This window comes from Claveliimonas bilis (assembly GCF_020892095.1).
Taxonomy (GTDB): Bacteria; Bacillota; Clostridia; order Lachnospirales; family Lachnospiraceae; genus Claveliimonas; species Claveliimonas bilis.
Genome location: NZ_AP024845.1, coordinates 2,724,015 through 2,744,367, shown reverse-complemented (window position 1 = coordinate 2,744,367; position 20,353 = coordinate 2,724,015). Strand labels below are relative to the sequence as shown.

At 42.0% G+C, this 20,353-nt stretch carries 18 protein-coding genes and 1 pseudogene; 3 read left to right on the top strand and 16 right to left on the bottom strand.

The genetic code is table 11. The features are described 5' to 3' along the window. Window positions 1–46: 46 nt before the first annotated feature. The 4 genes from EUBC25_RS13280 to EUBC25_RS13265 all read right to left on the bottom strand — a co-directional run bounded on the left by EUBC25_RS13280 (window position 47) and on the right by EUBC25_RS13265 (window position 2,884). On the bottom strand, window positions 47–1,570 hold the full coding sequence (locus EUBC25_RS13280; RefSeq protein WP_230105960.1) for a tyrosine-type recombinase/integrase: 1,524 nt from the start codon (window positions 1,568–1,570) through the stop codon (window positions 47–49). Between the two features lie 97 nt (window positions 1,571–1,667). Beyond that, a complete protein-coding gene (locus EUBC25_RS13275) occupies window positions 1,668–1,880 on the bottom strand; it encodes a helix-turn-helix domain-containing protein (protein WP_230105959.1) in 213 nt (70 codons plus the stop codon). A 345-nt stretch (window positions 1,881–2,225) separates the two neighbouring features. Next, window positions 2,226–2,462 (bottom strand): helix-turn-helix domain-containing protein, encoded by a 237-nt coding sequence (locus EUBC25_RS13270; protein ID WP_230105958.1) that lies wholly within the window; start codon window positions 2,460–2,462, stop codon window positions 2,226–2,228. A 5-nt stretch (window positions 2,463–2,467) separates the two neighbouring features. Continuing rightward, entirely contained in the window at window positions 2,468–2,884 is a 417-nt protein-coding gene (locus tag EUBC25_RS13265) for a sigma-70 region 4 domain-containing protein (protein WP_230105957.1), read from the bottom strand. Window positions 2,885–3,430: 546 nt separating this feature from the next. Here EUBC25_RS13265 and EUBC25_RS13260 point away from each other — a divergent pair. Continuing rightward, window positions 3,431–3,790: a helix-turn-helix domain-containing protein gene (locus tag EUBC25_RS13260; RefSeq protein ID WP_230105956.1), complete on the top strand. Its 360-nt coding sequence runs from the start codon at window positions 3,431–3,433 to the stop codon at window positions 3,788–3,790. Between the two features lie 52 nt (window positions 3,791–3,842). Here the strand turns inward: EUBC25_RS13260 and EUBC25_RS13255 are convergent, their stop codons facing one another. The 7 genes and pseudogenes from EUBC25_RS13255 to EUBC25_RS13225 form a co-directional block, all read right to left on the bottom strand. Beyond that, window positions 3,843–4,022 (bottom strand): cysteine-rich KTR domain-containing protein, encoded by a 180-nt coding sequence (locus tag EUBC25_RS13255; protein ID WP_416386685.1) that lies wholly within the window; start codon window positions 4,020–4,022, stop codon window positions 3,843–3,845. A gap of 26 nt (window positions 4,023–4,048) precedes the next feature. Then, entirely contained in the window at window positions 4,049–4,951 is a 903-nt protein-coding gene (locus EUBC25_RS13250; protein WP_230107610.1) for a sensor histidine kinase, read from the bottom strand. A gap of 10 nt (window positions 4,952–4,961) precedes the next feature. Then, a complete protein-coding gene (locus EUBC25_RS13245; RefSeq protein ID WP_230105954.1) occupies window positions 4,962–5,750 on the bottom strand; it encodes an ABC transporter permease in 789 nt (262 codons plus the stop codon). Continuing rightward, window positions 5,743–6,657, bottom strand: coding sequence for an ATP-binding cassette domain-containing protein (locus EUBC25_RS13240; RefSeq protein WP_230105953.1), 915 nt, complete (start codon window positions 6,655–6,657; stop codon window positions 5,743–5,745). The genes EUBC25_RS13245 and EUBC25_RS13240 overlap by 8 nt, the downstream gene beginning before the upstream one ends. A 91-nt stretch (window positions 6,658–6,748) precedes the next feature. After that, the gene (locus tag EUBC25_RS13235; RefSeq protein WP_230105952.1) at window positions 6,749–7,411 is read right to left on the bottom strand and encodes a response regulator transcription factor; all 663 of its coding nucleotides are present in this window, start codon (window positions 7,409–7,411) and stop codon (window positions 6,749–6,751) included. Window positions 7,412–7,566: 155 nt separating this feature from the next. Continuing rightward, window positions 7,567–8,475 (bottom strand): conjugal transfer protein, encoded by a 909-nt coding sequence (locus EUBC25_RS13230; protein WP_230105951.1) that lies wholly within the window; start codon window positions 8,473–8,475, stop codon window positions 7,567–7,569. A gap of 21 nt (window positions 8,476–8,496) precedes the next feature. Further along, a pseudogene (locus EUBC25_RS13225) lies at window positions 8,497–9,258 on the bottom strand (bifunctional lytic transglycosylase/C40 family peptidase); the annotation flags it as partial. 542 nt (window positions 9,259–9,800) lie between these two features. Between EUBC25_RS13225 and EUBC25_RS13220 the strand changes: the two are divergent. Beyond that, window positions 9,801–10,517 (top strand): DUF169 domain-containing protein, encoded by a 717-nt coding sequence (locus tag EUBC25_RS13220; protein ID WP_230105950.1) that lies wholly within the window; start codon window positions 9,801–9,803, stop codon window positions 10,515–10,517. Here EUBC25_RS13220 and EUBC25_RS13215 read toward each other — a convergent pair. From EUBC25_RS13215 to EUBC25_RS13200, 4 genes are all read right to left on the bottom strand, one after another. After that, entirely contained in the window at window positions 10,514–11,164 is a 651-nt protein-coding gene (locus EUBC25_RS13215; protein ID WP_230105949.1) for a hypothetical protein, read from the bottom strand. The two genes, EUBC25_RS13220 and EUBC25_RS13215, sit on opposite strands and share 4 nt — an antisense overlap. 61 nt (window positions 11,165–11,225) lie before the next feature. Continuing rightward, window positions 11,226–12,497 carry a diaminopimelate decarboxylase gene (locus EUBC25_RS13210; RefSeq protein ID WP_230105948.1) on the bottom strand — a complete coding sequence of 424 codons (1,272 nt, stop codon included), beginning with the start codon at window positions 12,495–12,497 and terminating at the stop codon, window positions 11,226–11,228. Between the two features lie 39 nt (window positions 12,498–12,536). Continuing rightward, the gene (gene pyk, locus EUBC25_RS13205) at window positions 12,537–14,003 is read right to left on the bottom strand and encodes a pyruvate kinase (protein ID WP_230105947.1); all 1,467 of its coding nucleotides are present in this window, start codon (window positions 14,001–14,003) and stop codon (window positions 12,537–12,539) included. A 49-nt stretch (window positions 14,004–14,052) separates the two neighbouring features. Continuing rightward, window positions 14,053–14,913, bottom strand: coding sequence for a rhomboid family protein (locus EUBC25_RS13200; protein ID WP_230105946.1), 861 nt, complete (start codon window positions 14,911–14,913; stop codon window positions 14,053–14,055). 266 nt (window positions 14,914–15,179) lie between these two features. Here EUBC25_RS13200 and EUBC25_RS13195 point away from each other — a divergent pair, with 266 nt between their 5' ends. Further along, window positions 15,180–19,433, top strand: a complete 4,254-nt coding sequence (locus EUBC25_RS13195) for a 2-hydroxyacyl-CoA dehydratase (RefSeq protein WP_230105945.1) — start codon at window positions 15,180–15,182, stop codon at window positions 19,431–19,433. A gap of 184 nt (window positions 19,434–19,617) precedes the next feature. Here the strand turns inward: EUBC25_RS13195 and EUBC25_RS13190 are convergent, their stop codons facing one another. After that, complete coding sequence (locus EUBC25_RS13190) at window positions 19,618–20,289, bottom strand: hypothetical protein (protein ID WP_230105944.1); 672 nt, start codon at window positions 20,287–20,289, stop codon at window positions 19,618–19,620. Window positions 20,290–20,353: the final 64 nt, after the last annotated feature.

Below are 20,353 nucleotides of genomic sequence, written 5' to 3'. Positions count from 1 at the left end.
CAGCTCTTTAGCTTCCAGCTAGAGAGCTTTTTTATTGTCAAAAGTTCTAACCTACTGCCTTTTCAATCTCCGCTGCCGTCTGTGACGGGAACACGGATAATATCGCATTGGCAGATGAAACCTTGCTGCTGTAGTCTAAATGCGTATAGATATTAGATGTTGTAGAAATGTCACTGTGACCGAGCCATTCCTGTATCTGCTTCAAGCTCACGCCATTTGCATATAAAAGGCTGGCACAGCTATGTCTCAAATCGTGAAAGCGGATTTTCCGCAGATTATGTTTTTTCAGCAACAAGGGAAAATGTTGTGTCAGATAACCGGGTTTTATTCTTTCCCCGATTTCATTAACATAGATAAAGTCCAGATAATCCGTGCAATAACAGTCACCACACAATCGCCGGTTCTGTTTCTGTTCCCGATACATCTTGATAAGTAAATCTTCAAACGGTTTAACAAGCGGCAGCGTGCGGCGGCTGGTCTTTGACTTTGTCCGTTCTTTCTCAATAAGCACATTGCCACGCCCGTCATTCAGATTGACTTCTGTTACAGTGTATTTGATTGTGATAGTTTTACGCTCAAAATCAATCGCACTCCATTTCAGACCTATTACTTCACTACGGCGCAGACCATAGAAAGCAGCGAGGATAATCGCCAGTTCCATAGGGTCGCCTTTAGAAACTTTGAACAAAGTGTCAAGTTCTTCTTTATTATAGTAGGAAGCTACAAATTTGTTCTTCTTTGGTCTTTCCACACGGTCTGCCGGGTTTGATTTGATGAGTCCAATCTGAAAAGCATATTGCAGAGCCTTTCTGATATTGGCATGGCGGTGAATAACAGTGTTAGCAGACAGCCCCTTATCCAATTCTGACTGATAGTAGTCTTGAATGTATTTAGGGTTTTCCTCAATCTCTGTCAAAGTATATCGTTTCTCTAAAAAGTAGGGAACAATACGCTTTTTCACAGAGCATGTGTAAGAAGCCATTGTTGTTTCTTCTACACACTGTTTCATCATTTCCAGCCATTCCAGCATAAAATCCGTAAATAAGATAGATACCTCGTTTGTCGCCGGATTGATACTGTCTGCCGGATTGTCCTCGATCCAGCCAAGCGTGACCGCATAATCAAGAGAAATTTTGATAATCTCATGTAGCTGTAAGATTACCACCTTTGAAGCGTGGTGTTCCGTTCTCTCGTAATTGTAATAGCTCTCAATGTCCGTAGTCTTCAAATCACAGATACGAATTGTCTTTTTTTGAAAATACGGTGTGAGATACATTCTCGCATTGTAAGAGTACAGAGCATATGTTTCTGCTTCTAAGGTCTTAAGGTTGAGATGGTCTTTCAGCCATTTGTCGAGGAACTTGTCAAATGGGAGTTCTTTATCCGTCATAGCTTCCTCTGGCGTGAAATTCTTTCTCGTTTCCAAAAGCATAGCTTCCGCACGCTTCTGATTTCCCTTTACGGGAAGTCCTGTACTGATTGATTTTGTACGCCTTTTGCCAGTGCTGTCTTTATAGCTTAAAATCATCTGGAAATATCCGTTTTGTTTTCGTAAATGTCCTGCTACCATGTTTGTCCTCCTAATAGCAGCAGCCATTCACCTATCACTGACTATGTCAAGTATAACAGGTTCTAAGGCTGCTGACAACAAGCGACGCAGTAAACCTCTACAGCATTTCCATGTACCGCAAGATATTGAGCTTTGGTATCTTATAGGTTCTTCCGACCCTAAAATGCAGGATTTTATTTTCCCTCAATAAAATGTAGGCTGTTTTCATACTGATACCGAGCATTTCACTCATTTGCTCCACGGTTACTACGTCTGGATAATCCTTGAACATTACACGGTAGGTATCGTTTATCATATATTCTTTATCCATTACAACACCTCCGGGGCAAGATACAGACAGGTAATCAGACAGCCTAGCGGCTCACGGGAGTCTCACCCCTGCATACACGGTGCAGCCATACCCTTTGCGTGCGACGCTTCTAACGCTCAAACTAAGGCTATACGGGAGTATCATTGTAGGATATATGAGTCATGGCACACGACCATTCCACAAGTCGCTTGCAGATCACAGATATGAACCGCTCGCTCATGTGTATGAGGTCATGGCGTATCTGCCTACAGGCTCGTCATATATCTAAAGTATCTGATTACCTTATTCAATTTTCAAAGAGCAAGATTAGGAGCTGGAATGAGGTGGTACATGCTCCTGTAGGCTTCATTTCACTTTGACTTCAAAACCAAGAATTGCTTCAATCAGCGCAGCTCTTATTCTGCCTTTCAGTTCCATATCGACCACAATATACATATTGCCGTGTTCGTCATAGAACGGGCGTAGGCTTGCTTTTGATATGTAAGCGTCGTAGTGGTTCAAAATCTTTTCAATCGCCGTTTCCTCGCCGTCTGCCGCAGAGCAGATGGTTGAGAACAGCGGACACTTCTTTACAGACTTCATATGTTTTAACCCTCCTCGTACATATCCTTAATGAGCTTCAATGTGCGTAGTCTGTTGCGGCAAACGGAGTAACGCTCCATTTCCATGACCGCTGCTATTTCAGCGTCGGTCATCTCCAGAAAGTACGACATAAGCAGAATGTTACGCCGCCTTTCTGCTAATTTTTTGATTGCTTCACATAAGCGTTCATCATAGATACGGACTTCATTGCCGAATACGTCAAAGGCTGTAAATTCAACCGAGTATTCGTCTACAGCGCCGATATGGTTTATTTCCATCTCGGACAGCTCGCAGAACGGAGTTTCACGTTTTGCACGTCTGCCAAGCTCTCTGTTATAGTCCTTTACTGTAGTGCCTACAACTTTACGAGCTAGACAGTCAAATTGAAGTCTGATAGCACTCTCGAAAGAAGATGGTTTCATAATCTCACCTCCTTTCTGTCGGAAGTTGCTAAAGCAAAAAGGCTTTTACCCCTTTCCGCACTAACACTCGCCAGAGAAGGTGGGATTTGATACCCGACTTCAAAAACTTTTTCAAAAAGTTTTTGGCAGCAAAAAAGCACAAGGACAATACAAACGTACTGATCTTGTGCTTTGCAGATTATTCCTGCTGTGTGATGTGAAAAACCACATTCTAGGGTGCTTTGAGCCGCAGGAAGAAGTGAGATTTTTTTGATGGTCTACCAAAGACCACCGGCGGTCTGATACGAATTTCCATGCGGCTACCTCCTAAAGCCGCTAAAACAAAAACCTTGACCGTCTGGAAAAAAGAAAACGGCGGCTGTGAAACCGTCGTTTAAAAAGGCGCATAAAAAGCCTTGCTGCCAACGGCGGTTTTTTTTTATTTGCCGCCATGCAGCATATATAGTTGAAAATACACCTAATAGGAATTGAAAAGTCCTATAACACGTTTTTTTATACCTGTTGCTAATTCAACAGGAACAGTAAAATGTGGTGAGGTGATTACATATGCGTAAAAAAGAAGATAGATACGATTTCAGAGCAGTAGGACAGTCAATCAAGGAAGCACGCAAAAGACAGGGATTGACCCGTGAACAGGTGGGCGCAGCAATAGAGATTGACCCACGTTATTTAACAAACATTGAAAACAAAGGGGCGCACCCTAGCCTACAGGTGCTATATGACCTTGTCTCCTTGCTCGACGTATCTCTCGACGAACATTTTCTGTCAGCCGGTGAACGCCGGATTAAAAGTACCCGGCGTAGAGCTGTGGAAGCCGGACTTGACGAGCTTACCGATCAAGAGCTTATCATTGTAGAGAGCGTCATTGATGGTATCGTCAAGTCTAAAGAAGCAGAGGGGAAGTAGGTATCCACTCCATAAAAAATGAGCCGGTAATTTAAAAGGGCTGACCTTTAAATTATCGGCTCTGCATCTTTGTGTCTGGCTCTTCGATAACTGTTATTTGCATATTTCTAACTTCGATTAAACTTTCTTGTTTGCACTTTGGACAAAAAAGAGGGTAATTTATTAAAATAGTATCTTCTCTAATCTTGTTCCTTGTCTTATTACCACAAATAGGACAACGTAGCCATTGCATTTCTTTCAAACATACACCCCCCCCTTTTAATCGTCAGTAGGATTTGGAAATTCAATACTAATATTTAACTTTTCCTTCTCATATTTCGCAGATATTGTGCCATTCATTTGTTCAACCAATATCTTTGATATTGATAATCCAAGTCCCGTTGACTTTCTCGCATTTTCAAGCGTATAAAAGCGGTCAAATAATCTTTCAACCTGTACATCATTCAAATTAAAAGCTGTATTGGAAAATTGAATTATTCCATTATCTGTAAGTGTAACATTCAAATCTCCGTCACTGTACTTAACTGCATTACTCAAAATATTTGAAAAAATGCGGGACAGTTCAACAGAGCTTAGATTTCTAACCACCTTTTTTTCGGTTATGTTAATAGAAGGAGTTATCCCTCGTTCTTGTAAAGTAGCATAAAATTGTAAAATACTATCTTCCAAAATTCTATTTACAGATACTGGTTCTAATTTTATATTATTATTTGGCGATGTAATAATAGAATAACGAAACAATTCCTCTGTGAGCTGGATTAAAGTTTCTGTACGATTTTTTATTATGCCTATATATCGTTCTATAGTTTCGTTTTTTTCTTCTTTATCGAGCAAATCTAAGTAACTACTAATTGCCGTTAGTGGGGTACGCAAATCGTGTGAAATATTTGTAACTGCATTTTTCAATTCTAAATCCCCCTGCATATAACGCAATCGTTGTAATCGTAGCTCCTTAAGTTGAATATTTATATTTTTAGTAAGATAGCACATAATCTTATCATCGGTAGAAATCGAGATTAAGGTATTGGTATCGCTCTTTAATTTTTCGCTGAACTCATCGCATATTTCTATAGCAGCTTTCCGAATTAAAAATAATTTAATGCCAAGAATGAAAACAGTTATTGCTAAAACAATACATAGCAGCAAAAGCCAAATCACGATACTGACCTCCTTATTTCAAATCCTTTTTCTCAAAAAACCATATACCACACACAAGTGTTATTATGATAAACAGTAAGGAATATAACGGCAATCTAAAAGGATGAAACACCATTTCTCCTGTAATCTGAAGGCATTGCCCCATAGGTATAACATCGTATAAAAGTTCTGATATGAATTGAGAATGAAAAATTTTTGCTTTGGGAAATATACCTTCATCAAAGCCGTTGAAAATCCACGTTTTTACAATATTCTCCAAAACAAAACTTGATAAACATATCATTATACAAACTAAAAGAGAGCTTGATTTATTACTGATCAACATTGCTATTAGCGAAAAAAGACCAGACATTGCAATAAGCATAAGTAATCCACAAAAGTAATATAGAATAAATGTCATAGGATTTGATATATTCCATCCGAAGAATATGACATAAAATATTGTTACCACTAGACTTGCAATAATGGCAATAATAACGCAGGCAAAACTAACTGTAAAAAAATTTGATAAATAAATGCTTTTTCTTGTATGACCTACAATTAAACGATTTCTGATAGTACCATCACTATATTCTGTTCCAATAAACATAGAGCAAAAAATAGGACAGAAAAAACTCAAAGCAGAAAAAGGAGCTAATAAGTACCAATCTACCATTATAATAGAATTGCCCGTATGCGAAATCATTTCAATATAGTTAAGCAATAGTAGCAGTAAACAATATCCCACTGTTATAAATAAGCCACTCCAGAATAATTTATTTTTTTTGAGACGCATTTTATTAGCTAACAATAGTTTAATCATTACTTATACCTCCCAGCAAATTGATATAATAATTTTCAAGGCTTTCATCACGTTCATAGAGTGATTTAACATCACAATTTTCTGCTGAAAGTTTTAAGACAAGCTCTGTTACGTTGAGTTCTCCAAAAATGTCAGCTTCATTATTGGGGAAAATAGTATATTCCAATCCTATATCATCCAGCACCTTGCTTAATGCTTTAATATTAGATACGGACACATGAATACATTTACGGCAAGCAGCATTTAATTCAGAAGCACTAATTTCCTCTATCATTTGACCGTTATCAATAAAGCCAAAATGAGTTGCCAATCGTGCCATTTCATCAAGAATGTGGCTTGAAATTAAAATAGTAATTCCATGTTGACGGTTTAATTTTAATATAATTTCACGCATTTCAACAATGCCTTGTGGGTCTAGTCCATTAGTTGGCTCGTCTAATACAAGAAAATCCGGGGAACCTACTATTGCAACAGCTATTCCTAAGCGTTGACGCATACCAAGTGAAAAGTTTCTAGCCTTTTTTTTGCCGGTATTTTCAAGACCAACCATCTTCAAAATATGGGGTATTTCATCAAAAGACGGCAATCCAAGAACACAATGTTGAACTTTCAAATTATCTTCAGCAGTCATATCAAGATAAATAGCAGGTGTTTCTACAACAGCCCCCATTCGATGACGAGATTGTATAATTTCTTTTTGTTTATTACTCACTCCATAAATAGAATATTCTCCACTCGTTGGATTTTGAAGTCCACAAATAAGACGAATTAGCGTTGTTTTTCCAGCACCATTTTTTCCGACAAGACCATAGATAGAGCCTTTAGGAACATTCATAGTCAGTCCATTCAGCGCTTCATAACGACCATAGCGTTTTACTAAATCGTTAGTTTTAAGAATGTATTCCATGGTTTTCCTCCTCCTTTGGATTGATAAGGGTACTTTACAATAAAACAGTTGAGAAAATGGTAAGGAAAAATGTTGAGATTTTGTTAAGGATTTATCCTTTCATTCTAAAACCAATTCCCCAGATAGTTTCGATATAATCTTTTCCATTAACTCCGCATAGTTTTGCTCTTAAGTGGCTGATATGTGTTTTTAATGAACTTTCTGTACAATCTGGTGTATCTTCACTAATACGGTCAAGGAGGTGAGCCTTTGAAATCACTTGCGTAGGATTTTGCATTAAAAGTTTCAAAATGGCATACTCTGTTCTTGTCAATTTAATTTTTTGGTCTTTTATCTGTACTATATGTGTATCACTGGCAAGTTCGATTTCTCCGAAAGTCAAAACCTTTGGCTTGTCAAAAGTATTAAAAGTGCGAAGATGTACTGCAATACGAGCTAACAATTCTTTTGTGTGAAACGGCTTTGTCATATAATCAACTGCACCACCAAGCAATAATTCAACCTTATTGTCAATATCGACTTTTGCACTCATAACAATTACAGGAATACCTTTAATGTGCGGTAGCACTTCTTCACCACTTAGTCCCGGCAGCATTAAATCAAGAAGTACAAGGTCGGGTTTTGTTTTTGAAAGTACAAGCACGGCTTCCGTACCAGAATAAGCACGAGTAACACCATATCCTTCATTAGTAAGTGTTTCTTCAAGTACATTTCCGATATGTAAATCATCATCAATAATCAATATTTTTTTCAAGATATTCAACTTCCTTTCTGCCCCATATGATACTGCATATATAGGATAACCGCAAGATAGTGTTCCTTAAATGTCTATACTAATTATTTCGATGATTTTTATTAGGCAGACTGGCTTGCAGATCACACCAAAGTATGCTGCAAGCCTTATCTACGCTATTGAATGATTTTCCAGTTTCCGTCCATCTTTGCCAGTGTCAAATCAAACTGTGATACCTGTGTTGCCTTTGTAGTCTGGTCTAAATATGCCACGGATACGGACACTTTGACATTATCCCCATCCATACAAAATACCGGGTTGATAAGCTCCGAGAACAGATAATTGCCGCCCACGGGTTCAAGGGCATTGCCAGACACATAGTAGGCAAGCTCCTTATCTGTGGCGGTAGGATACAGCTTGAAGAATGTTTCCAAAAACTCTGTCACTTCCGCTGTGGTGGCAGCGTCTACCGAGCCGTCCGCTTCCTTCGCTTTTGGTGTATAGTTGGATTTCTCCGGCAGGCTGCTGATAGTCGGGTTCTTGATGATAACCATATCCCCGTTGCTGTCCGCATGGACGATTACCGTATAAGCGGCAGTGTTTTCTGTCACCTGTTCGCCCTCCGTCACCGTCTGATCTACCGAGTAGAGGACGGTGTACTCGTCCTCGCCGGTCTGCCCGATATTCCATATCTTGACTTCGCCCACCGCAGAGCTGGTAGGAATATCGCTTCTGACAGTGTCCACGTTCAAATCCTGCAAGCTCTCTGTGAGGTAGCCGCTGATGGCGGTTGTCCGTGCGTCAATCGCTTCTTTGGTATTGCTCCATGTATAATAGGCTTTTGCAAAGTCCTTGACGAAATTTTCTATTTTATTGGTGTCCACAATACGCTGTTCTATGATTTCCTTTTCATGGACAGTGTGCATATCTATCGCCGTGAAATTCTTATATACCCCGAAGCTGACACTTGCAATCAGCACCAGCCACAGGGCAATCACGGATTTCTTGTGCGTGCCGACTTTCATAGTACGCACCTTTTTCACCTTATTAGGTTTAGTCTCTTTTTCTTTTTTCTTCCATTTCATAAAAATGTTGTCCTTTCTGTCTTAGTTGGATTTTACACGTCCGGCGCAGATGAAGTGTTGCTGCCAGTACGAGGAATTGAGGTCTGCATATCCAATCGGGTCACCGGCATGGTACATACGGTTATTTCCGGCGTATATCCCGACGTGGGTTACATACGTTCCGGCACTGTAGGTACTGTGGAAAAATACCAAGTCGCCGGCTTTTGCCTGTGACAGAGGGATATGCTGCACAGCGTCATACTGTGCCTGTGCCGTCCTCGGAAGTGAGATACCGGCTTTCCCATAGCACCACTGAACCAGACCGCTGCAATCAAAGGAAGTATTAGGATTGCTGCCGCCATAGACATAGTTCCAGCCTTGATATTTTAAGGCTTCATTGAATATTGCCTGTGCGGTTGCGTCGCTGAAATGAGGTACAGCCAGATATTGTGAGACGAGCTGCACATAGAACATATTCCCGTATTTATACCGCCAGCCACCGTTCTGCTTGATGGAAATTTCATTCTTGTAGTCCACCTTGACGCCGCCGGATTTCTCCCTTGCGAAGCTCTCTGCCAGTGTAAAGCTGTATTTCTTCCCACGGGCAGCCACATAGTCGATAAAACCGCCGCCATAGTTGTAACTCTGGACGACGGTATTTATATCGCAGCCTTTCGCTTCTGCTGAAGAAAGCAGGGAAGCAAAATACTTGCACCCCTGCTCAATAGACTGCTCCGTATTAAGGGAATTGGGCGGCAGACCAAGACTTTCGCTGGACTGCATAACGTCCTCGCCTATGCCGCCCAGCATTTCTCTGAACTGTTCCAAATTCACAAGGTCTGGATAATCCTTAAATCGTTCTTCGTAATATTCTTTATTTCTCATTCTTCGTCAGCTCCTTATATCAGATTGTCAGTGATAGGTGCTGACTGCTTTTCTTCTATAAATATATTTATAAGTATCTTGCCGGGAGGGGAGTAATGAATATCCCTCCACATCCCTCCTAATATCCCTCCAACGGGAAAATTTACTTGCCAAACCGCATTTTTTCAATTATCCTTTATCTGTAAGGTTTATTTGTTGCCGATGGCTGAAAGGACTTGAATTTATGCGGTTTTTGCCGGTTTTTCAATACCATTCAACACCAGTATGTTCCAGATACTTCTGAATGGTTTGTAAAACTCAAAATCTTGCGGAGGTGACTTCGTGTGGGTTCAAGTCCCACCATCCGCATCTTCTATTTTCAGACACAAAAGTGCAGTTTTCTAAATCAGAAAACTGCATTTTTAATATACAAAAATAAAATTTGCAAAGATATCATTATCTGTAGGAAAGGAATGTCTCTTATGAACAGCAAAATAGCAGAAGCACTTAAACTCTCCAGTCAGCCGGTGGCCGTATTTACATCAAAAGAAATCCCGGAAAATGCCATGCAGTTTCGAAAAGGAGTATGGGGATGTGTGATCGCCATGATGTATGCAGTCTCTAAAGGCAAAACAGCTGCATTTGACAGGGAAACCGTTGTCTGCGCGGGAGGAAAGGCGGGACTGGGTATTCAAAAGTTTGAGCTTGGAACCATTGAATACTTTCTTTCCATCGGCGGAAAGGGACCGAAAAAAGGGGAATTTTATAAAAAAAGTCCGGACATTGCACGAAATTATATCGAAACAATGCCGGACATTGAAACAGATGAATATGTTATTATGAAACCTCTCAATGAATTAAAAGAAAATGAAACGCCGGAAATCGTCATTTTTCTGGTAAATGCCGACCAGCTTTCCGGTCTTGCGACATTGGCAAATTACGACCAGGAAACACAGGACAATGTGAAGCTTTCGTTTGGATCCGGATGCGCACAGTCAGTCCTTTACGGCCTTGATGCGGCACGGAACAATCCCACTGCCTGTTATATCGGTCTGACAGATCCTTCCGCCAGGAAATGTATACCAAGCAATCTCCTTTCCTTTACAATTCCTTTTCATCGTTTTCTGGAGATGGAGGAATGTGTGGAAAGCAGCTTTTTTCACACAGATACCTGGAAGGTCATTGCAAGAAGAATCTAAAATCCTTCCGTCGGAAACAGAATTTGATCTAAAGCCGTCAGATCAGACTCCGCGACAGAATATACGTTGTCAGAATCAGCCGCTACATGAAGATCTACCTGCTGCGGCTCCCCGTAAGTGGGCGATTCCATCCGCCTTTGAAGCCCTTCATACATCTTTTGGAATACCATCTGATTAATTTCATCTTCTCCCGGGATCTGGGAAACATCGGTGATACCCGCCAGTTCTGCCTGCACTGCCTCTGTAACTTCAGCTTCCAAACCTTCAAAAGCTGTGAGCGGCTTTGCCGTAACAGCTACTGTGAAGCTTCCATCCTCTTCTTCTGTTACCTCTCCCACTTCATACTCCGCCAGCGCCAACATGTCTTTAAAAAGCTGGCGGTAGTTGTCCAGCAATTCGTCTGACAATCCTGCCGAATCATAACCGGCAATGGTCATCATCTGATCAATATTGTTCTCATAAAGGTTTTCTGCCTCTTCCTTTGTGGAATCTGTCTGTTCCGTGTACTCGTCAAAATCCGCCTTATAACTGGCATCCAGAATCGATTGTGCATAAGTTCCAACTTCTTCCGGACTCATTTTGCAGGCTGTCAGCAGCATAACAGCCGCCGCCACGAGAAGACCAACTGCCTTTTTCCTTCTTTTCATACTTTTTCCTCCTCAATAAAGTAATTTTCTATATTTTACCTCATTAAGGACATATTATCAATTATTTCAGCAGTTTTTTCCCTATTTCAAAACAGTCAAATGTAGCGAAATAGTCTTTCGGCGTCTCTGCACGGCGGATCAGCTCTGTACTTCCATCTTCTTTTAAAAGTACTTCTGCTGACTTCAGCTTTCCATTATAATTATATCCCATAGCAAAACCGTGTGCTCCGGTATCATGAATGACAAGCAAATCTCCGGCGTCAATTTTCGGCAAGTGCCGGTCGATCGCAAACTTATCGTTATTCTCGCAGAGGGATCCTGTCACATCATACAGATGATCGCATGGCTCATTTTCTTTTCCCATCACAGTGATGTGGTGATAAGCGCCGTACATTGCCGGACGCATCAGATTCACCGCACACGCATCCACTCCGATATATTCTTTGTGAGTATGTTTTTCATGGATAGCCTTTGTCACCAGACAGCCATAGGGTCCCATCATAAATCTGCCAAGCTCCGTATAAATTGCCACATCACCCATTCCGGCAGGAACCAGCACCTCTTCGTACACCCGCCGCACGCCTTCTCCGATGGCGCGAATATCATTAGGCTCCTGATCCGGTTTATAAGGAATACCGATTCCGCCTGACAGATTAATAAATTTAATGTGTGCTCCGGTTTCCTTCTGAAGTTTCACTGCCAGTTCAAAAAGCACCTTTGCCAGCATCGGATAGTATTCATTTGTTACAGTATTGCTTGCAAGGAAAGCGTGAATGCCAAATTCTTTCGCACCTTTTTCCTTCAGGATCTTAAAGGCTTCAAAAATCTGCTCTGTTGTCATGCCATATTTTGCATCGCCCGGATTGTCCATAATATCATTACTGATCTTAAACAATCCTCCCGGATTGTATCTGCAGCTGATTGTCTCCGGTATGTACCCAATCGCCTTCTCCAGGAAATCAATGTGTGTGATATCATCCAGATTGATGATCGCCCCAAGCTTTTCGGCCAATTTAAAATCTTCTGCCGGAGTATCATTGGAAGAAAACATAATATCGTCTCCTGTGGCTCCAATGGCTTCTGAAAGAAGCAGCTCTGTGTACGAGGAACAATCACATCCGCATCCATATTCTCTTAAAATCTGTATCAGAAAGGGATTGGGCGTTGCCTTTACCGCAAAATACTCTTTGTATCCTTTATTCCACGCAAAAGCTTCCTTCAGCGCTTCCGCATTCTTTCGGATCCCTTTCTCGTCATAAAGATGAAAAGGAGTGGGATACTTCTTTACAATTTCATCCAGCTGTTCTTTTGTCACAAATGTCTCTTTTTTCATAGGTACGTTACTCCTTATATCTGTACAGATTTTAATTTATTATTCAATCACAGCGATTCTCATCATATTGCTGACGCCTTCTTTTGCACGGTTTACATTCGGGGAGGGAATGCCTGCTGTCAGCACCACAACATCTCCCGGATCAGCCATTTGCTTTGCACATACCAGCTCGATCGCCCCGGAACAAATATCCTCCGTCGTATTGAACTGAATAGATTTGATCGGCTCTACTCCCCAGTAAATCTGCATTCTGCGAAGAGAACGCTCATTAGGAGTCACGCCAATAATCGGCATTTTAGGCTTAAATTTAGAAACAACTCTGGTAGTAGCACCCGATACAGACGGAGTGATGATACACTTCGCTCCCAGATTGTATGCTGTCGTAACAGAAGCATGGCCAATGGCACTGGAAATTCCTTTCATACGGTGTTCCTCTGCCTTTTTGAGCATAAGATCATAATCCAGATGCTCCTCTGTATTCTCCACAATATGCACCATCATCTGAAGCGCTTCTAATGGATATTTTCCCTGTGCAGTTTCTCCAGACAGCATGACTGCATCCGTTCCGTCATAAACTGCATTCGCCACATCCGTCACTTCTGCCCGTGTCGGACGAGGATTGCGGATCATGGAATCCAGCATCTGTGTTGCTGTAATAACCGGTTTATAATAATAATTACATTTCTGAATGATCATTTTCTGGAGATAAGGCACTTCCTCTGCCGGAATCTCCACGCCAAGATCTCCTCTGGCTACCATAATACCGTCTGCACAGCGAATGATCTCGTCAATATTCTTAATTCCTTCTGCATTTTCAATCTTTGCGATGATTGGAATGTATGGAGCATCACATTCTTTCAGAAAAGCGCGGATCTCTACAATACACTCTGCATTGCGCACAAAGGATGCCGCAATAAAATCAATACCCTGTTCCACGCCGAAACGGATATCTTCTCTGTCCTTGTCTGTGATAGCCGGAAGTCTTACAGGCACATTAGGCACATTCACGCCCTTGCGCTCTCCCAACTCTCCTCCGTTCACAATCTCGCAGACAATATCCGTTACTGTTTTGCTGATCACCCTAAGACCAATCAACCCGTCATCTATCAAGATCGTGCTTCCAACAGATACATCGTCTACAAGTCCGCTATAGGAAATGGATACTTTCGTTTCATCCCCTGTAATATCCTCAGAGGTCAGTGTAAACTTTCTGCCTGTCTCCAGCATTACCTTTTTTCCATCTTTCAGGATACCGGTACGGATCTCCGGACCTTTTGTATCCAGCAGGATCGCTGTTGGCATATGTTCTTCATCCCGGATACGCTTCAGCATATCCATTCTGCCCTTCTGTTCTTCATGACTTCCGTGTGAAAAATTGAATCTTGCAATATCCATCCCATTCTTCACAAGCGCTCTCATCAGATTTTCATCATTTGTGTTAGGTCCCATTGTACAGATTATTTTTGTTTTCTTTTTCTTCATTTTTTTCACCAATTCCTTTTTCATATTTTTATTTCCAAAGTTTCAGGACAAATGCCCTGCTCTTTCCACGTTACTATTTTACATGTATATGGGAAAAGAGATGATCCTGACAGTACTCATAATTCCCATTACATCTGGAACAATACCGGAACTCCAGGGACGGATCGTCCAGCTCTGTGCGTCCGCACACGGCACAGCGGTGTCTGGCTCCGCCTGCATAATGATTTTCCGGCCGGATCTTCTGCTGAAATTCTCTTTTTCTCTTTCTCTGTTTTGGAGAATAAGGCTTCATATTTCTTGAACCCAGGAAAAAGATCACAAAATTCAAAATGGAAACTGCCGCCGCGATCGCGTTTGCCTGGTACACAACTCCCACCAGAGGATTTCCGCCATAGGAGGGCAGAAAAGCCTGCAATATGGTGTAGAGGAAATAAACGCCATCCAGGATTCCCAACCATTTTGCCTTGACCGGGATCGCAAAAAACAGATAGAACTGCATATCCGGATAAACAGCTGCAAATGCAAGAAACAATGACATGTTCAAATACCATGTCCCCAGCGGGAAGGATACCCCCACCAGGAAATAGGCGGCAAATGCCGCGATCACATGAAATAACATACCTGAAAAGAAATAAAGGTTAAACCGAAACGCACCCCAGGTATTTTCCAGTTCCCTTCCCAGCATATAATACAGATAAAGGGCAAAAATCATAAAGAGATATCCGGTCTGAGGCGGCTGTATAATGAAGGTTACGATCCTCCAGATCTGTCCGCGCAGAATTGCGCTGACATCAAGACTCAAATACTGATAATAAAAAGAAGGAACCAAAAGCTGCAGAACCAGCCCCACAACATAAAGGATAATAATGTAATACATCAGATTGTGGATGGCATATCTGCCGAATTTCCGTTCCATTTTTTCCAACCAATTCATAGAAAAAATACCTGCTTTCCCATATTACTCTAATACTGTAGTCATTCTACCTTTTTAGGAAGTCTTTGTCAATTACACCGGATAACTTTACCGTATTTTAATATTTCTATTACATTTGTTGATTGTCTTTTCAATTTTTTTGTCGTATAATGTTACCGTTTAGGAAAACAACGTTTAATATGTAGAATTACATATATTCCCAGACAGGATTTTTATCTTTGTCATACTGAAATCTATACTATTACAAAGACAAGGAGTACATATTTATGAATCAACAAGAATTATTTACCCTGGGGATCGATATCGGATCCACCACAGTAAAGATCGCCATTCTGGATGATCAAAATGATGTGCTTTTCTCTGATTATGAAAGACATTTTGCAAATATCCAGGAAACCCTTTCTGACCTTTTGGGAAGGGCTATCTATAAACTCGGTTCTATCCGGGTGTCTCCTGTTATAACAGGATCCGGAGGACTGACTCTTGCAAAACATCTGGGGGTTCCCTTTGTGCAGGAAGTTGTAGCCGTATCCACTGCTCTTCAGGACTATGCGCCTCAGACAGATGTGGCAATTGAGCTTGGAGGGGAAGATGCAAAGATTATTTACTTTGAAGGCGGCAATATTGAGCAGAGAATGAATGGTGTCTGCGCCGGCGGAACCGGCTCTTTCATCGACCAGATGGCTTCTCTTCTGCAGACCGACGCCTCCGGATTGAATGAATACGCAAAAAATTATAAAGCTCTGTATTCTATCGCTGCCAGATGCGGCGTATTTGCGAAATCAGATATTCAGCCGCTGATCAATGAGGGGGCTTCCAAAGAAGATCTGGCCGCCTCTATTTTCCAGGCAGTTGTAAACCAGACCATCAGCGGACTTGCCTGCGGTAAACCGATTCGCGGACACGTAGCATTTCTGGGAGGACCTCTTCATTTCCTTTCAGAGCTTAGAGAAGCGTTTGTCCGCACACTGAAGTTGGATGAGGAGCACACTATTGCTCCAAATCATTCTCACCTTTTTGCAGCCATTGGTTCTGCCTTAAACTCTACCAAGGAACCCATCGTGCCTATCCGTGAGCTCCAGGAACGCCTGGCAAAACGGATACAGATGGAGTTTGAAGTAGAGAGAATGGAACCTCTTTTTGCAACCGAAGCAGAATATAAGGAATTTACAGAGCGCCACGCAAAACATCAGGTTCCGGTTAAGGATCTTGCCTCTTATAAAGGCAAAGCATTTCTTGGTATCGACGCCGGTTCCACTACAACTAAAGCGGCTCTTGTAGGAGAAGACGGAACCCTTCTGTATTCTTTTTACCATAATAATGAAGGAGATCCTCTCGGTACCACAATCTCAGCAATCAAAGACATTTATTCTCAGCTTCCCGAGGATGTGGAGATTGTTCATTCCTGCTCCACCGGATATGGCGAAGCACTGATCAAAGCTGCTCTTCTTCTTGATGAAGGAGAAGTAGAAACCGTTTCTCACTATTATGCCGCCTCTTTCTTTGAACCGGATGTAGACTGTATTCTGGACATCGGCGGGCAGGATATGAAATGTATTAAGATCAAAAACCAGACTGTTGACAGTGTACAGCTGAACGAAGCCTGCTCTTCAGGCTGTGGTTCCTTTATCGAAACCTTTGCCAAATCGCTCAACTATTCTGTAGAAGATTTTGCGCACGAAGCTTTATTTGCCCATAATCCGATTGACCTTGGAACCCGCTGTACTGTATTTATGAACTCTAAGGTAAAACAGGCACAGAAAGAGGGAGCTGCCGTGTCCGACATTTCTGCCGGACTGGCCTACTCTGTCATTAAGAATGCTCTTTTCAAAGTAATTAAAGTATCTGATGCATCAGAACTGGGACAGCACATTGTTGTGCAGGGCGGTACTTTCTATAATAATGCTGTTCTTAGAAGTTTTGAGAAAATTGCAGGCTGCCACGCAATCCGCCCGGACATTGCCGGCATCATGGGAGCGTTCGGTGCTGCCCTGATCGCAAGGGAACGCTATGTGGAATGCGAAGGTACTACCATGCTCTCCATCGAAGATATCGAAGCGCTGGAATACCGGACAACGATGACAAAGTGCCGCGGATGTACCAATAACTGCCGTCTGACGATCAACCATTTCAGCGGCGGAAGAAAGTTTATCACCGGAAACCGCTGTGAAAAGGGACTTGGAAAAGAAAAATCGAAGAACAACCTTCCCAACCTTTTTGAGTATAAGAGTCAGCGGTATTTCGGCTATACGCCTCTTTCAGAGGAGGAAGCTTCCCGCGGCGTGATCGGTATACCCAGAGTTCTGAATATGTACGATAACTATCCGTTCTGGTTCACCTTCTTCACGGATCTTGGATTTCGTGTAGTTCTCTCTCCCGCTTCCACAAGGAAGATTTATGAGCTGGGAATTGAGTCTATCCCAAGTGAATCTGAATGTTATCCCGCCAAACTTGCCCACGGGCATGTACAATGGCTGATCAATGAAGGCATCCGGCATATCTTTTACCCTTCTATTCCTTATGAGAGAAATGAATTTGCCGATGCCAACAACCACTATAACTGTCCGATTGTTACCTCCTATCCGGAGAACATCAAAAATAATATTGATGCCATCGTAAACGGCAACGTGGATTTCATCCATCCTTTCATGTCCTTTGCCAGCGAGGAAACCCTTTCTTCCCGCCTGATCGAAGAACTTGCTCCAAAGTTTGATCTCACAGCAGAAGAAATTAAAACTGCTGTTCATAAAGCCTGGGTTGAGCTTGAAGCGTGCCGGAACGATATGCGCAAAAAAGGTGAGGAAACCGTTGCTTTCCTCGACAAAACAGGAAACCGGGGAATTGTTCTTGCCGGACGTCCCTATCATATTGACCCCGAGGTAAACCATGGACTTCCGGAGCTGATCAATTCCTACAATATCGCCGTATTGACAGAAGATTCCGTATCACACCTTCACCCGGTAGAGCGGCCTTTAAATGTTATGGATCAGTGGATGTATCACTCCCGCCTCTATGCGGCAGCAAATTATGTAAAGACAAAAGATAATCTGGATCTGATCCAGCTCAATTCTTTCGGATGCGGACTGGATGCCGTCACCACAGATCAGGTTGCCGATATCCTGACTCGCTCCGATAAGATCTACACCTCTTTAAAAATCGATGAGGTCAATAACCTGGGAGCTGCAAGAATCCGTGTCCGCTCTCTGCTTGCTGCAATCCGCGTCAGAGAACAAAGGGAACAGAAACGGCATATTGAGCCATCTTCCATAAAAAAGGTACCTTTTACAAAGGAGATGCGCAAAGACTACACCATCCTCTGCCCGCAGATGTCTCCAATGCATTTTGAACTTCTGGAACCTGCTTTCAACGCTTCGGGTTATAAAGTGGAAGTCCTTCCAAACGACAATAAGCAAGCCGTTGATGTGGGACTGAAATATGTTAATAACGATGCCTGCTACCCTTCTCTTATGGTTGTAGGACAGATTATGGAAGCTATTTTATCCGGAAAATACGATACAGATAAGATTGCTGTCATTATCAGTCAGACCGGAGGCGGATGCCGTGCTTCCAACTATATCGGATTCATCCGCCGCGCATTGAAGAAAGCCGGCTATGAACATATTCCGGTTATTTCTATCAACTTAAGCGGGCTGGAAGGAAATCCCGGCTTTAAGATTACACCGGCATTAGCGCTTCGCGGAATCTATGCTGCTGTTTTCGGAGACATTTTCATGAAATGTGTTTACCGCCTCCGTCCATATGAGGCAGTGCCCGGTTCGGTTGACGCTATGCATCGCAAATGGGTAAAAGTTTGTGCTGATTTTGTTTCCCAGGGCTACCCTTCCCGAAGAAAATTCAAAAAACTGTGCCGGAATATTATTGAAGACTTCGACAACAATATTGAACTTTTAGATATCAAGAAACCCCGCGTAGGTGTAGTTGGAGAAATTCTGGTAAAATTCCTCCCTGCCGCCAATAATCATCTGGTGGATCTTTTGGAGAGTGAAGGCGCCGAAGCTGTCGTTCCAGATCTTTTGGACTTCCTTCTGTACTGCTTCTACAATCAGAATTTCAAGGTATCCCATCTTGGTTTTGCCAAGTCAAAGGCTACTATTGCAAACCTTGGAATCAAAGCGCTGGAATGGTTCCGCTCTCCTGCCAGCAAGGCATTTAAAGAGAGCAAGCACTTCGATCCTCCGGCTGATATCCGGGATCTGGGCAAAATGGCATCTGAGATTGTTTCCCTCGGAAACCAGACTGGCGAAGGTTGGTTCCTCACCGGAGAGATGCTGGAGCTGATCCACAGCGGTGCCACAAACATCGTCTGCACACAGCCTTTTGCCTGCCTTCCGAACCATGTAGTGGGCAAGGGGGTTATCAAAGAGCTGCGACGCCGCCATCCATTGGCAAATATTGTTGCCATCGACTATGACCCGGGTGCAAGTGAGGTAAATCAGCTGAACCGTATTAAACTAATGCTGTCAACAGCGAATAAAAATCTGGCAAAAACGGAAGGATAGTAAAATTTGGGACGTAGTAACATTTAAATTCAATGTCATTAAGTTTAGAAATTAGGATTCAAAAAAGCATGGAACGAAAAATTCCATGCTTTTTTAGTAAAAACACTTGACAAATCATACAAATCTGCGACAAAGCTATATGAATATATAGTTTTTTGAAGGTCTTAAATCACGGATTATTCCCTTATTCTTCTCGATCCATACAATTTCCTTTTTTATCGATCCAATATCGGACAGTATGATGTTTAGACGCACCAGAACCACATTTAGGACATCGGGATATATCTCGCATCTGATTAATAGCATATGTGGACATGGAGAGTGCATTATGAACATTTTTTGCTCGATCCATGCTATTAGAATACCAGATAGCACCGCAAACGGTACACCGGTACTTTTCTTCTGTCTTTTCTTTGCATCCGGATCGCCTTCTTTGTTTCTCTAATCGAATGGCAGCCTGTTTCCCTCTTTCAAGCTTCAATTGTTTCTTTTCTTCTTCCTTTTGCTGTTTAAGGAGTGCTTTCTCTTCCTGTTTTTTCTGGATATCTGAAGAATGTTGCGCCATTCCTGCTTTCATAGCTCCCATAATTATTTCTTTAGCGCCATACTGCACCAAGTAATCATGCAGCCTTCTAATCTCTCCCTTATCTTTCCGATTAGTACAAAGGTATGCCGAATTCATGCCAGGAGCAACAAAATATACACCAGGCACTCTGGAAAAAGTTGCTTCAGGTTGATAGAAAGTAATTTCTATTTCTCTGATATTCATCCTATAAACTTCCTTATCTTTCTTCATGATAGTCAACACTTCATCATCTATGCTTTGATACATAAATTTCCCAATTGTTATCTCCACTAAATGTCCCCCTCTCGAAATAGGAATAGAGACATTATACTGGATTTAAACACCAAAAAACAGG

Excerpts from the sequence above, each read along its gene's own strand:
- EUBC25_RS13200 (WP_230105946.1), bottom strand. The coding sequence starts at position 14,913 with ATGAATTGGTTGGAAAAAATGGAACGGAAATTCGGCAGATATGCCATC.
- EUBC25_RS13265 (WP_230105957.1), bottom strand. The coding sequence starts at position 2,884 with ATGAAACCATCTTCTTTCGAGAGTGCTATCAGACTTCAATTTGACTGT.
- EUBC25_RS13245 (WP_230105954.1), bottom strand. The coding sequence starts at position 5,750 with ATGATTAAACTATTGTTAGCTAATAAAATGCGTCTCAAAAAAAATAAA.
- EUBC25_RS13275 (WP_230105959.1), bottom strand. The coding sequence starts at position 1,880 with ATGGATAAAGAATATATGATAAACGATACCTACCGTGTAATGTTCAAG.
- EUBC25_RS13215 (WP_230105949.1), bottom strand. The coding sequence starts at position 11,164 with ATGAAAAGAAGGAAAAAGGCAGTTGGTCTTCTCGTGGCGGCGGCTGTT.
- EUBC25_RS13240 (WP_230105953.1), bottom strand. The coding sequence starts at position 6,657 with ATGGAATACATTCTTAAAACTAACGATTTAGTAAAACGCTATGGTCGT.
- EUBC25_RS13255 (WP_416386685.1), bottom strand. The coding sequence starts at position 4,022 with ATGCAATGGCTACGTTGTCCTATTTGTGGTAATAAGACAAGGAACAAG.
- EUBC25_RS13220 (WP_230105950.1), top strand. The coding sequence starts at position 9,801 with ATGAACAGCAAAATAGCAGAAGCACTTAAACTCTCCAGTCAGCCGGTG.
- EUBC25_RS13210 (WP_230105948.1), bottom strand. The coding sequence starts at position 12,497 with ATGAAAAAAGAGACATTTGTGACAAAAGAACAGCTGGATGAAATTGTA.
- pyk (WP_230105947.1), bottom strand. The coding sequence starts at position 14,003 with ATGAAAAAGGAATTGGTGAAAAAAATGAAGAAAAAGAAAACAAAAATA.
- EUBC25_RS13280 (WP_230105960.1), bottom strand. The coding sequence starts at position 1,570 with ATGGTAGCAGGACATTTACGAAAACAAAACGGATATTTCCAGATGATT.
- EUBC25_RS13270 (WP_230105958.1), bottom strand. The coding sequence starts at position 2,462 with ATGAAGTCTGTAAAGAAGTGTCCGCTGTTCTCAACCATCTGCTCTGCG.
- EUBC25_RS13260 (WP_230105956.1), top strand. The coding sequence starts at position 3,431 with ATGCGTAAAAAAGAAGATAGATACGATTTCAGAGCAGTAGGACAGTCA.
- EUBC25_RS13230 (WP_230105951.1), bottom strand. The coding sequence starts at position 8,475 with ATGAAATGGAAGAAAAAAGAAAAAGAGACTAAACCTAATAAGGTGAAA.
- EUBC25_RS13195 (WP_230105945.1), top strand. The coding sequence starts at position 15,180 with ATGAATCAACAAGAATTATTTACCCTGGGGATCGATATCGGATCCACC.